This window comes from Mycobacterium sp. ACS4054, from assembly GCF_001667275.1.
Taxonomy (GTDB): Bacteria; Actinomycetota; Actinomycetes; order Mycobacteriales; family Mycobacteriaceae; genus Mycobacterium.
In genome coordinates this window covers 16,715-29,671 of record NZ_LZHV01000053.1, presented here as the reverse complement: position 1 = coordinate 29,671, position 12,957 = coordinate 16,715, and the positions used below count along the sequence as shown (strand labels likewise).

Annotated in this window: 12 protein-coding genes; 9 read left to right on the top strand and 3 right to left on the bottom strand. The window is 66.7% G+C overall.

The genetic code is table 11. The features are described from left to right. Positions 1–4: 4 nt before the first annotated feature. The 3 genes from fadD17 to A5730_RS14760 are packed head-to-tail and all read right to left on the bottom strand — an operon-like array spanning position 5 to position 3,825. Positions 5–1,513 carry a long-chain-fatty-acid--CoA ligase FadD17 gene (fadD17, locus tag A5730_RS14770; RefSeq protein ID WP_067901598.1) on the bottom strand — a complete coding sequence of 503 codons (1,509 nt, stop codon included), beginning with the start codon at positions 1,511–1,513 and terminating at the stop codon, positions 5–7. A gap of 4 nt (positions 1,514–1,517) precedes the next feature. Further along, positions 1,518–2,615, bottom strand: coding sequence for an acyl-CoA dehydrogenase family protein (locus A5730_RS14765; protein WP_067901594.1), 1,098 nt, complete (start codon positions 2,613–2,615; stop codon positions 1,518–1,520). Between the two features lie 28 nt (positions 2,616–2,643). Then, on the bottom strand, positions 2,644–3,825 hold the full coding sequence (locus A5730_RS14760; RefSeq protein ID WP_067901591.1) for an acyl-CoA dehydrogenase: 1,182 nt from the start codon (positions 3,823–3,825) through the stop codon (positions 2,644–2,646). 201 nt (positions 3,826–4,026) lie between these two features. On the opposite strand from A5730_RS14760, the gene A5730_RS14755 reads away from it, so the two are divergent. The 9 genes from A5730_RS14755 to A5730_RS14715 all read left to right on the top strand — a co-directional run bounded on the left by A5730_RS14755 (position 4,027) and on the right by A5730_RS14715 (position 12,948). Then, positions 4,027–4,218, top strand: a complete 192-nt coding sequence (locus tag A5730_RS14755) for a ferredoxin (RefSeq protein ID WP_055403193.1) — start codon at positions 4,027–4,029, stop codon at positions 4,216–4,218. Between the two features lie 43 nt (positions 4,219–4,261). Beyond that, entirely contained in the window at positions 4,262–5,176 is a 915-nt protein-coding gene (locus A5730_RS14750; RefSeq protein ID WP_067901586.1) for a 3-oxoacyl-ACP reductase, read from the top strand. Between the two features lie 236 nt (positions 5,177–5,412). After that, positions 5,413–6,177: an ABC transporter permease gene (locus A5730_RS14745; protein WP_055403191.1), complete on the top strand. Its 765-nt coding sequence runs from the start codon at positions 5,413–5,415 to the stop codon at positions 6,175–6,177. 7 nt (positions 6,178–6,184) lie between these two features. Continuing rightward, complete coding sequence (locus A5730_RS14740) at positions 6,185–7,027, top strand: ABC transporter permease (protein ID WP_067901583.1); 843 nt, start codon at positions 6,185–6,187, stop codon at positions 7,025–7,027. 18 nt (positions 7,028–7,045) lie between these two features. Beyond that, the gene (locus A5730_RS14735; RefSeq protein ID WP_067901580.1) at positions 7,046–8,248 is read left to right on the top strand and encodes an MCE family protein; all 1,203 of its coding nucleotides are present in this window, start codon (positions 7,046–7,048) and stop codon (positions 8,246–8,248) included. Beyond that, positions 8,248–9,300, top strand: a complete 1,053-nt coding sequence (locus tag A5730_RS14730; protein ID WP_067901577.1) for a virulence factor Mce family protein — start codon at positions 8,248–8,250, stop codon at positions 9,298–9,300. Before A5730_RS14735 ends, A5730_RS14730 begins: the two co-directional genes overlap by 1 nt. After that, complete coding sequence (locus tag A5730_RS14725) at positions 9,290–10,354, top strand: virulence factor Mce family protein (RefSeq protein ID WP_067901574.1); 1,065 nt, start codon at positions 9,290–9,292, stop codon at positions 10,352–10,354. The genes A5730_RS14730 and A5730_RS14725 overlap by 11 nt, the downstream gene beginning before the upstream one ends. Beyond that, positions 10,351–11,790, top strand: coding sequence for a virulence factor Mce family protein (locus A5730_RS14720; protein WP_067901571.1), 1,440 nt, complete (start codon positions 10,351–10,353; stop codon positions 11,788–11,790). The genes A5730_RS14725 and A5730_RS14720 overlap by 4 nt, the downstream gene beginning before the upstream one ends. Continuing rightward, on the top strand, positions 11,791–12,948 hold the full coding sequence (locus A5730_RS14715; RefSeq protein ID WP_067901568.1) for an MCE family protein: 1,158 nt from the start codon (positions 11,791–11,793) through the stop codon (positions 12,946–12,948). Positions 12,949–12,957 lie beyond the last annotated feature (9 nt).

Here is a 12,957-nt window from a genome sequence, read left to right as displayed (position 1 = left end):
GTCGCTACCGGCGAACCTGCCACACCGGATCCCCGCAGTCGACGCCCTGGGCCGCCAGCTGGCGCTTGAGCACCTTGAACGTCACCGTGCGCGGGAGCTCGGCGCTGACCCGCACGTACGACGGCCACTGCTTGGGCCCCAGGTCGGGCTGCTCGGCCAGGAACGCGCGAAACTTCTCGGCATCGAACTCGGTCCCCGGGGCCATCACGACCGCCGCCATCACTTGGTCGCCCACCACCGGATCCGGCACCGGGTACACGGCCACCTCCGTCACGTCGGGGTAGCGTAGCAGCACTCGCTCGATCGGCGCGGCGCCCAGGTTTTCCCCGTCGACGCGCATCCAATCACCCAGGCGCCCCGCGAAGTACGCGTAGCCGGCGTCGTCGCGGTAGGCCAGGTCGCCGGTGTGGTAGACCCCGCCCGCCATCCGCTCGGCCTCGGCTGCCTCGTCGTTGTAGTAACCCTCGAAGCGGCCGGGACCCGCGGTGTTCACCAGCTCGCCGACCACGCCCGGCGGGCAGGATTCACCGGTGTCGGGGTCGACGATGTCGACGCCCTGCGGGAGCGGGCCCAGTGCGCCGTCCGGGGTGTCGGGGGTGCGCGCGATCGCCACGCCGCCCTCGGTGGAACCGAACCCGTCCTGGACCACGCAGCCGAACCGGCGACCGAAGCGCTCGATGTCGCCGGGCACGCCCTCGTTGCCGTACACCGCCCGCAGCGGGTTGTCCGCGTCGTCGGGCCGCTCCGGGGTGGCCAGCACATAGGACAGGGGCTTGCCGACATAGTTGGCGTAGGTGGCGCCGAAGCGGCGGACGTCGACCAGGAAATTGGAGGCGGAGAACTTGCGCCGCAACGCCAGTGAGCCCTGGCACGCCGCCGCCACCGCCCAGCCGACCAACACCGCGTTGGAGTGGAACAGCGGCATCGACACGTAACAGACGTCGTCGCGGCCGAGGTCGAATCGCTGGGTCATGGTCACGCCCGCGATCGCGACCTTGCCGTGGCTGCACTTCACCGCCTTCGGCTCGCCGCTGGTGCCCGAGGTGAAGATCAGCATGAAAAGGTCGCCCGCCGTTGCGGATTGGAAACTCGGCTCGGCGCCGCCGTGCGCGGCCACTTCGTCGGCCCACTCTGTCGAGTCGACGTTCACGTGGTCGATGTCGCCCAACGCGGCGGCCGAACCCGAATCGGCCAGCACCACTTGGCAGTCGGCGTGGGCGATGTCGCGGGCCAGCGCGTCGCCGCGGCGCACCGGGTTCAGTCCCACCGGCACGATGCCGGACATGCCGGCCGCAGCCAGCATCGCCGAGAAGAACGGCGTGTTCTCCAACAGCACACCGACGTGGGGCGGCTTCGCCGGGTCCAGGCGGTCACGCAACGCCGACGCGATCGCGGCGGCGTCGCGCAGGTGATCCCGCCAGTTGGTGTACGAGTCTTCGAAGTAGACGCCCCGGTCGTCGATCTCGGCCAGCGGCACCAGCAGTTTGGTGACCGTCGGGTCGGGCGGAATCATGAAGTCAGGCAGGGGTTTCCGCCAACTCACGGCCGATCCGGCGCAGCTGACCGGTGGCTCCGCCCAGCGCGAATTCGGTCTCTTTGGCGGCCAGGAAGTAGCGGTGCACCGGGTGATCGGTGTCGACGCCGACACCGCCGTGCACGTGCACGATGGTGTGCGCCACCCGGTGCCCGGCGTCGGCGGCCCAGAACGCCGCGCTGGCCACGTCGATGTCGGCGGGCACGTCCTCGGAGACGCGCCAGGCCGCCTGGGTGAGCGTGAGCCGCAAGCCCTTGACGTCGATATAGCCGTCGGCGAGGCGCTGGGACACCGCCTGGAAGCTGCCGATCGGACGATCGAATTGCTCTCTCTCGCGGGCGTATTCGGCGGTGAGCTGCAGGCCGCGTTCGAGCACCCCTAGCTGGAACGCGCTGCGGCCCAAGGCCGACAGCGTGTCGAGCCAGACGACCACCTCGGCGCCGCCAACCATGCGGGTGCCATCGACCTGGGTCCCGTCCAGGGTCAGGTGTCCGACGCTGCCCAGGCCGGTGGTGTCCAGCGGGGTCACCGAGACGCCGGGGTCGTCGGCGGCGACCACGAAAACGGCGGTGCCGGAGTCGGTCTGGGCCGGAACCAGGAAGGCGTCGGCGGCCGGCCCGAAGCCGACCTGGGTGCGGGTGCCGGTGAGACGGTAGCCCTCACCGGCGCGGGCGGCCTGCACCGGTCCCTCGCCCATCTCGCCCAGCAGCGCCACGGCGAGGATCTTCTCGCCGCTGACCGCCGGGGCGGCCCACTGCTGTTGCAGCTCCTCGGTGCCGAAGCGGGCCAGCGCGCCGGCGCCCAGCATCACCGACTCGAGGTACGGCACGGCCGCCAGCTGGTGGCCCAACGCCACCAAGATGGCGACCTGCTCGAGCACACCGAAACCATCGCCGCCCACCGCGGTGGCCGAGGCGCTGGTCAGGATGCCGGCGTCGACCAGCTTGCCCCACAGCTCGCGGTCGAACCGTTGGTCGAGCTTGTCGAGCTCGCGCTGGTGCTCCGGTGTGCACACGGAGCTGACGATCGTGTCCACCAGGCCGCCGAGATCGTTCGCCGCTTCGGTTGTCGAGAAGTCCATCGATGTTCGTCCTTTCCGACGAGGAGGCTCAGCGGTTGCGGGGCAGGCCGAGGGCGACCATGCCGATGATGTCGCGCTGCACCTCGTTGGTGCCGCCGCCGAAGGTCAGGATCAGGCACGCCCGGTGCATCCGCTCGACCCGGCCGCGCAGCAGGGCGCCCGGCGAATCCTGGCGCAGCGTCGCCGCCGTGCCGAGCACCTCCATCAGCAGCCGGTACGCCTCGGTCGCCAGCTCGGTGCCGTACACCTTGGCCGCCGACGCGTCGGCCGGCGACAGCGACTCGCTGTTCGACGACGCCAGCTCCCAGTTGATCAGCTTGAGCACCTCGGCCTTGGCGTGCACGCGGGCGAGGTTGAGCTGCACCCACTCCGAGTCGATCAGCCGCGCGCCGCCGTCGTCCTTGGTGTTCTGCGCCCACTCGCGAACCTCGCGCAGGGCCAAGAAGATCGGTTGCGGCGATACCAGGGCGACGCGTTCGTGGTTGAGCTGGTTCGTGACCAGCTTCCAGCCACCGTTCTCCTCGCCGATCAGGTTGGTCACCGGGACCCGCACGTCGGAGTAATAGGTGGCGCTGGTGTCCACGCCGGCCATGGTGTGCACGGGCGTCCACGAGAAACCCTCGGCGGTCGTGGGCACGGTCAGCATCGAAATGCCGCGGTGCTTCTTGGCGTCGGGGTTGGTGCGCACGGCCAGCCAGACCCAGTCGGCGTAGGCGATCAGGCTGGTCCACATCTTCTGGCCGTTGATGACGTACTCGTCGCCGTCCCGGACGGCGGTGGTGCGCAGGTTCGCCAGGTCGGTGCCGGCGCCGGGCTCGGAGTAGCCGATGGAAAAGTGCAGCTCGCCGGCGGCGATCTTGGGGAGGAAGAACTTCTTCTGCTCCTCGGTGCCGAACGCCATAATGGTCGGCGCCACGCTGTTGATCGTCAGGAACGGCACCGGGACGCCGGCGATCGCCGCCTCGTCGGTGAAGATCAGCGAGTCCATCGGGGAGCGGTCCTGGCCGCCGTACTCCTTGGGCCAGTTCAGGGTGAGCCAGCCGTCCTTGCCCATCTGGGCGACGGTGTCGCGATACGCGGTGCCGGTGCCGACCTCGCCGTCGCCCGAGGAGGTCAGTGCCTCGCGACGCTCGGGCGTCATGAGTTGGGTGAAGTACGACCGCAGCTCGCGACGCAGCTCCTCCTGTTCAGGGGTGTAACTGATGCGCATTCCAGCCGTCCTTTGTTAACCTGACTCGCCTCGATTAGCCGACGTTACTCGGCCGACGACTACCCATTCGTCTTCCCGGTTGTAACACGTTCTAGTCTGAGATTCCAGCGACCGTTTCCCCAGCGGTATCCGGGCCCTATGGTGGTCCTACATACTGATGGGGCTCGTGCTGAAGTGAAGGCCAGCTGCAAGGAGGGTGCTGTGCGGGTGATCGTCGACCACGACCGGTGCGAAGGCAATGCTGTTTGCTTGGGAATCGCGCCGGATATCTTCGACCTGGACGACGAGGATTACGCCGTCGTCAAGCTCGATCCGATCCCCGCCGACCAGGAGCAGCTGGCCGAGCAGGCGATCGCCGAATGCCCGCGAGCCGCGCTGTTGCGCGAAGACTGACCCGAGCGCCAGAGCGTCTTGAGAAACTAGAGGTATTCATAAATTGACTAGCAGCACGAACGCGACCGATCTCTCCGGAAAGGTCGCGGTGGTGACCGGTGCCGCCGCGGGGCTGGGGCGGGCCGAAGCGCTTGGCCTGGCTCGAGCCGGCGCCACCGTCGTCGTCAACGACATCGCCGCCGCGCTGGACGCCTCCGACGTCATCGACGAGATCAACTCGGCGGGTTCCAAGGCCGTCGCGGTGGCCGGCGACATCAGCGAGCGCGCGACCGCCGACGAATTGGTCGCCACCGCCGACGGTCTGGGCGGGCTGGACATCGTCGTCAACAACGCCGGCATCACCCGCGACCGGATGCTGTTCAACATGTCCGACGAGGAGTGGGACCTCGTCATCGCGGTGCACCTGCGTGGCCACTTCCTGCTGACCCGCAACGCGGCGACCTACTGGCGCTCAAAGGCCAAGGAGGCGGGCGGAACCGTCTTCGGCCGCCTGGTCAACACCGCGTCCGAGGCTGGACTGGTCGGCCCGGTGGGGCAGGCCAACTACGGTGCGGCCAAGGCCGGCATCATCTCGCTCACCCTGACGGCCGCGCGGGCGCTGGGCCGCTACGGGGTGTGCGCCAACGCGATCTGTCCGCGCGCCCGCACCGCCATGACGGCCGACGTCTTCGGCGCCGAACCGGAAGTGGAGGCGGGCGGAATCGACCCGCTGTCGCCCGAGCACGTGGTCAGCCTGGTGAAGTTCTTGTCATCCCCGGCGGCCGCGGAGGTCAACGGCCAGGTGTTCATTGTGTACGGCCCGCAAGTGACCCTGGTTGCGGCGCCGACAGCGGAGCGCCGGTTCAGCGCCGAGGGGCCCGCGTGGGAGCCCGCGCAACTGAGCGAGACGCTGCAGCAATACTTTGCTGGGCGCGATCCGGAACGGAACTTTTCCGCGGTCGGGCTAATGGAGCAATAACCGTGTGAGGTTACTTTACGGGGGGGAATCGGCAGGTAGAACCTGTGTCAGTTTGAGACATCGCAATGGCGTCTGACCTGGCAAATTAACGTTTTGGACAAAGAAATACTTTTCGTTGACACCATTAACTTGTTCTGGGTTAATATGATCCGGCTCACACCGAGCCGCATGCGACGGAAGACACCGCTAAGGCGACGCACAGACTTCGCCGCGAGCAGCTGAGGGGGGTAGCCGAGTTGAAGGAACAACTTGCGGTTCCCGCCCGCGCCGTCGGCGGGTTCTTCGAAATGATGATCGCCACGGGTCGCGAAACTTTCCGCCGGCCGTTCCAACTGGGCGAGTTCCTGGAACAGACCTGGATGATCGCGCGCGTGTCGCTGGTTCCGACCCTGCTGGTGTCCATCCCCTTCACCGTGCTGGTGGCGTTCACCCTCAACATCCTGCTGCGCGAGATCGGCGCCGCCGACTTGTCCGGGGCGGGAACGGCATTCGGCACCATCACCCAGTTGGGTCCGGTGGTGACCGTGCTCGTCGTGGCGGGCGCCGGTGCCACCGCGATCTGCGCCGACCTCGGCGCGCGAACCATCCGCGAAGAGATCGACGCGATGCGGGTGCTCGGCATCGACCCGATTCAGCGGCTGGTGGTCCCGCGAGTGTTGGCCTCCACGGTCGTCGCGCTCTTGCTCAACGGCTTGGTGTGCGCCATCGGCTTGTCCGGTGGCTACGTGTTCTCCGTCTTCCTGCAGGGCGTCAACCCGGGTGCGTTCATCAACGGGCTGACCGTCCTCACGGGTCTGCGCGAACTGGTACTTGCCGAAGTCAAGGCGCTGCTGTTCGGCGTGATGGCCGGGCTGGTCGGCTGTTACCGTGGCCTGACCGTCAAGGGCGGCCCCAAGGGCGTCGGCAACGCGGTCAACGAAACCGTCGTCTACGCGTTCATCTGTCTATTCGTCATCAACGTGGTGATGACGGCCATCGGCGTGCGGATCTCGGCGAAGTGAGTACACGATGAGCTACGACGTCACCTACCGGCTGCGCAACCTCGCCTCCCGGTTGCAGGAGCCCGTCGATGACTTCGGTGAGCAGGCCTTGTTCTATGGCCAAACCGTGCGGCACGTCCCCCACGCGATCACCAAGTACCGCAAAGAGACGGTCCGGCTGATCGCCGAAATGACCATGGGCGCTGGGGCGCTGGTCATGATCGGCGGCACGGTGGGCGTCGCCGCCTTCCTGACCCTCGCCTCCGGCGGGGTCATCGCGGTGCAGGGCTACTCCTCGCTGGGCAACATCGGCATCGAGGCGCTAACCGGGTTCCTGTCGGCATTCCTCAACGTCCGCGTCGTCGCGCCGGTGATCGCCGGAATCGCGTTGGCCGCCACCATCGGTGCCGGTGCCACCGCCCAGCTGGGCGCCATGCGGGTGTCCGAAGAGATCGACGCCGTCGAGTGCATGGCGGTGGAATCGGTGTCCTATCTGGTGTCCACCCGCCTGATCGCCGGACTGATCGCGATCATTCCGCTGTACTCGCTGTCGGTGCTCGCCGCGTTCTTCGCCGCCCGCTTCACCACCGTGTACATCAACGGGCAGTCAAAAGGTCTCTACGACCACTACTTCAATACCTTCCTCATCCCGTCGGACCTGCTGTGGTCGTTCCTGCAGGCGATCGTGATGTCCATCGCGGTGATGCTCGTCCATACCTACTACGGCTACAACGCAAGTGGCGGCCCGGTCGGCGTCGGCATCGCGGTCGGCCAGGCCGTGCGCACCTCGCTGATCGTCGTCGTCGTCATCACATTGTTCATCTCACTCGCCGTGTACGGCGCGTCCGGTAACTTCAACCTCTCCGGATAACAGGACCGCTTAAAGGACATGGCAGAAACCGACACGCGACGCACCCACGTCCGGCTGGCAGCCGCGGTGCTGGCCGGCCTGATACTGGCGTTCGCCGTCATCACTTACCTTTCCTACACAGCGGCTTTCGCATCGATCGACAAGGTCACCGTCTCGGCTCCGCGCGCCGGGCTGGTGATGGAGAAGGGCGCCAAGGTCAAGTACCGGGGCATCCAAATCGGCAAGGTCGAGACCATCGACTACGCCGATGACCAGGCCCGGCTGACGCTGGGCATCAACAGCAACGACATGCGTTTCATCCCCTCGAACGCCACGGTGCACATCGCCGGGAACACCATCTTCGGCGCCAAGGCGGTGGAATTCATTCCGCCGCAAAACCCTTCGCCGACGTCGCTGCGCCCGGACGCGCACGTCGCCGCCTCCTCGGTGCAGCTGGAGGTGAACACGCTCTTCCAGTCGCTGATCGACCTGTTGCACAAGATCGACCCGGTCGAACTCAACGGGACACTGAGCGCGCTGTCCGAAGGCCTGCGCGGTCACGGTGACGACTTCGGCGGCATCCTGACGGGCCTGGACACCCTGACGCGCCAGACGAATCCGAAGCTGCCCGCGCTGCAGGAGGACTTCCGCCGGACGGCGATCGTCGCCAACAACTATGCCGACGCCGCCCCGGACCTGAACACGGTCTTCGACAACCTGCCGACCATCAACAAGACCGTCGTCGACCAGCAGAACAACCTCAACGACACCTTGCTGGCGACGATCGGCCTGTCCAACAACGCCTACGAGACGTTGGCCCCGGCCGAACAAAACTTCATCGACGCCATCAACCGGTTGCGGGCGCCGCTGAAGGTGGCCGCCGACTATTCGCCGGAATTGGGCTGCCTGTTCGCCGGCATCGAGCGCGGCATCAAGGAATTCGCCCCGCTGCTCGGTGTGCGCAAGGCGGGCCTGTTCACGTCGTCGAGCTTCGTGCTCGGCGCGCCGGCGTACACGTACCCGGAGTCGCTGCCGCTCGTCAACGCCTCGGGGGGTCCGAACTGCCGTGGGCTGCCCGACATTCCGACCAAGCAGACCGGTGGGTCGTTCTACCGCGCTCCGTTCCTGGTCACCGACAACGCCAACATTCCGTACGAGCCGTTCACGGAATTGCAGTTTGACGCGCCTTCGACGCTGCAGTTCCTGTTCCACGGCGCCTTCGCGGAACGGGACGATTTCTGATGGCGGCCGGCACCATGCCCTCGCACCGCTCGATGATGATCAAGGTCAGCATCTTCGCGGCGGCCATGCTGCTGGTGTCCGCGGCACTGGTGGTGGTCTTCGGCGACTTCCGGTTCGGTCCCGAAAGCACGTACCACGCAACGTTTACCGACGTGTCGCGGCTGAAATCGGGCCAGAAGGTCCGCATCGCCGGCGTACCGGTCGGTGCGGTGTCCGGCGTCAAGCTCAACCCCGACAACACCATCGACGTCGCGTTCGGGATCGACAGGCGCTACACGCTCTATTCCTCGACGCGGGCGGTGATCCGTTACGAAAACCTGGTCGGCGACCGGTATCTGGAGATCACCTCGGGCCCGGGAGAGCTGCGCAAGCTGCCGCCGGGCGCGACCATCAACTCCCAACACACCCAGCCCGCACTGGATCTCGACGCGCTGCTGGGCGGCCTGCGGCCGGTGCTCAAGGGCCTGGACGCGGACAAGGTGAACACGATCAGCAGCGCCGTCATCGAGCTGCTGCAGGGCCAGGGCGGCGCGTTGTCCAACGTGTTGGCCGACACCAGCGCTTTCTCGTCGGCGCTGGGCCAGCGCGACCAACTCATCGGTGACGTGATCAACAATCTCAACACGGTGCTCAAGACCGTCGATCAGCGCAGCGCCCAGTTTTCGACCAGCGTGGACCAGCTGCAGCAACTGATCAGCGGGCTGGCCAAGAACAAGGACGACATCGCGGGCGCCATCCCGCCGCTGGCCTCGACGACGACGGATTTGACCGAGCTGCTGCAGAATTCACGGCGACCGCTGCAGGGCATTCTGGAGAACACCCGGCCGCTGGCCACCGAGCTGGACAACCGCAAGGCCGAGGTCAACAACGACGTCGAGCAGCTCGGCGAGGACTACCTTCGGCTTGCCGCACTCGGTGCGTACGGGTCGTTCTTCAACATTTACTTCTGCTCCGTGACGATCAAGATCAACGGCCCGGCCGGCAGCGACATCCTGCTGCCGCTCGGCGGCCAGGTCGATCCCAGCAAGGGGAGGTGCGCTTTTGCCAAGTGACGCAAAGCGCGAGCGCGATCCGCTGCGCACCGGCATCTTCGGGGTGGTGCTGGTGGTGTGCGTCGTGCTCATCGCATTCGGTTACGCGGGGCTGCCGTTCTGGCCGCAGGGCAAGGCTTACGACGCCTACTTCTCGGATGCCGGTGGCATCAATCCCGGAAACGCGGTGTACGTCTCGGGGCTCAAGGTCGGGAAGGTGACGTCGGTCGGGCTGGCCGGGGACAGCGCCAAGATCAGCTTCAGCGTGGATCGCCATGTCGCCGTGGGTGATCAGTCGCTTGCCGCGATCCGCACCGACACCATCCTCGGTGAGCGCTCGATCTCGGTGACCCCGGCGGGCAGCGGCAGGTCGACCACCATCCCGCTCAGCCGCACCACCACGCCGTACACGCTCGCCGGCGCGCTCGAGGATCTGGGCCAGAACGCCGACAACCTGAACAAGCCGCAGTTCGAGCAGGCCCTCAACGTGTTGACCGACACGCTGCACGACGCCACCCCCGAACTGCGCGGTGCGCTCGACGGCGTGACGACGCTGTCGCGCACCCTCAACCGCCGTGATGAGGCGCTGCAAAGCCTGCTGGCGCATGCGAAGTCGGTGACCGGTGTGCTGGCGCAACGCGCCGACCAGGTCAACAAGCTGGTCGACGACGGCAACGCGTTGTTCGCCGCGCTCGACGAGCGGCGTGCGGCCCTCGGGCGACTCATCGGGGGGATTCAAGGCCTCTCGGCGCAGATTTCCGGGTTCGTCAACGACAACCGCAAGGAGTTCGGTCCGGCACTGAACAAGCTCAACGACGTCCTGAGCAATCTCAACGAACGCCGCGACTACATCACCGAGGCCCTCAAACGGCTGCCCACCTACGCCACCGAGCTGGGCGAGGTCGTCGGGTCCGGACCGGGATTCAACGTCAACGTCTACGGTGTGCTGCCGGCGCCGCTGATCGCGACGATGTTCGACTTCTTCTACCAGCCGGGCAAGATGCCGGCCAGCCTCGCCGATTACCTGCGCGGCCTCATCCAAGAGCGCTGGATCATCAGGCCGAAGTCGCCATGATGAAGCGGATCGCCGGCAGCCGGGGGCTGCGCTACACCACCGCCATCGCGCTCATCGCGGTGTTGGTGGGTGGCGTGTATGTGCTGTCCTCGACCGGCAATTCGCGCCCCATCGTGGGTTACTTCACGTCGGCCGTCGGCCTCTATCCCGGTGACCAGGTCCGCGTGCTCGGAGTGCCGGTCGGCACCATCAGCACGATCGAGCCGCGTCCCTCCGACGTCAAGATCACCATGGCGGTGAGCAAGGACGTCAAGATCCCGAAGGACGCCAAGGCGATCATCATGTCGCCGAACCTGGTGGCCGCCCGGTTCATTCAGCTGACACCGGCCTACACCGGCGGGGCGGTGCTTCCCGACGGCGGCAGCATCGGCCTGGGCCGCACCGGGGTCCCGGTGGAGTGGGACGAGGTCAAGGAGTCGCTGACCAAACTGGCCGTGCAGCTCGGCCCCACCACGGGATCTATGCAGGGGCCCCTGGGCCGCGCGATCAACCAGGCCGCGGACACCCTCAACGGCAACGGTGAATCTTTCCACAACGCATTGCGTGAACTCTCGCAAGCCGCTGGGCGGCTGGGGGATTCGCGCAGCGACATCTTCGGCACGGTCAAGAACCTTCAGGTTTTGGTGAACGCACTGTCCGCCAGCAACGAACAAATCGTCCAGTTTGCCGGAAACGTCGCCTCCGTCTCCCAGGTGCTCGCCGACAGCTCCCGCCACCTCGACACGACACTGGGCACCCTCAACCAGGCGCTGTCCGACATCCGCGGGTTCTTGCACGAGAACAACTCGACCATCATCGAAACGGTCAACAACCTCAACGACTTTGCGAAGACGCTGAGCGACCAGAGCGACAACATCGAGCAGGTGCTGCACGTGGCGGGCCCCGGCATCGCGAACTTCTACAACATCTATGACCCCGCGCAGGGCACGCTCAACGGCCTGTTGTCCATCCCGGAATTCTCCAACCCGGTGCAGTTCATCTGCGGTGGGTCCTTCGAAACGGCGGCCGGGCCGCGCGCGCCCGACTACTTCCGGCGGGCCGAATTGTGCCGTGAGCGGCTGGGTCCGGTGCTGCGCCGGCTCACCGTGAACTACCCGCCGATCATGTTCCACCCGCTCAACACGATCACGGCCTACAAGGGTCAGATCATCTACGACACCCCGGAAACCCAGGCGAAGTCGGCGACCCCGGTCCCCGAGCTGACCTGGATCCCCGCCAACGGCGGCAAGGCGCCGCCCGCCGCCCAGAACCCGGCGGACCTGCAGGCCTTGCTGGTTCCGACGGCCCCGCAGACGGGCGCCGCCCCGGGCCCCGGGCCGGCCCTGGGCAATGCCGGTCCCGCGCCCGGGCCGACGCCGGGGAGCGCCTTCGGACCCCTACCGGGCCCGCCGCCGGGCCAGGCGACGCCGCCGGCCGCGGACCAGGGGGGCGGTTAAATGAACCGGATGTGGTTGCGGGGCGGCGCTTTAGCGGCGGGCAGCGCGTTGCTGGCCGGCTGCCAGTTCAGCGGGTTGAATTCGCTGTCGATGCCGGGGACCGCCGGTCATGGCGCCGGCGCCTTCTCCATCACCGTCGACCTGCCCGACGTGGCGACGCTGCCGCAGAACTCGCCGGTCATGGTCGACGACGTCACCGTCGGCAGCGTCGCCGGCATTCAGGCGATGCAGCGCGCCGACGGGTCCTTCTATGCCGCAGTGAAATTGGCGTTGGACAAGAACGTCGTGCTGCCGGCCAATTCGACGGCGACGGTCGCGCAGACGTCGCTGTTGGGTTCGATGCACATCGACCTGGTCCGCCCGAAGGACAAGCCGGCGGTCGGCCGACTGACCGACGGGTCGAAGATCTCCGAATCCCACACCGGCCGCTATCCCACCACCGAGGAGGTGCTGTCGGCGCTCGGCGTCGTGGTGAACAAGGGCAATGTGGGTGCGCTGGAAGAGATCACCGACGAGACCTATCAGGCTTTCGCGGGCCATCAAGACCAGTTCGTCGACCTGGTCCCGCGGCTGGCGGAGCTGACCGCGGGACTCAACCGGCAGGTCAACGACATCATCGACGCGGTCGACGGGCTCAATCGGTTCTCGGCGAGCCTGGCGCGCGACAAGGACAACCTCGGCCGGGCGCTGGACACGCTGCCCGACGCGATTCGGGTGCTCAACAAGAACCGCGACCACATCGTCGAGGCGTTCAGCGCGCTGCACAAGCTGGCGAATGTCACCTCGAACATCCTGGCCAAGACCAAGGTCGACTTCGCCGCCGACCTGAAGGATCTGTACGCGGCGGCCAAGGCGCTCAACGACAACCGCAAGAACTTCGTCACCTCGCTGCAGCTGTTGCTAACGTTCCCGTTCCCCAACTTCGGCATCAAGAACGCGGTGCGTGGTGACTACCTCAACGTGTTCACCACCTTCGACCTCACGCTGCGTCGCCTCGGTGAAACGTTCTTCACCACGTCGTACGCCCTCGATCCGAACATGATGCACATGAGCGAGGTCCTCAACCCGCCGGACTTTTTGGTCGGCGAGCTGGCCAACCTGTCCGGACAGGCGGCCGACCCGTTCAAGATTCCGCCCGGCACGGCTTCGGGACAGTAGGGGGCGGGC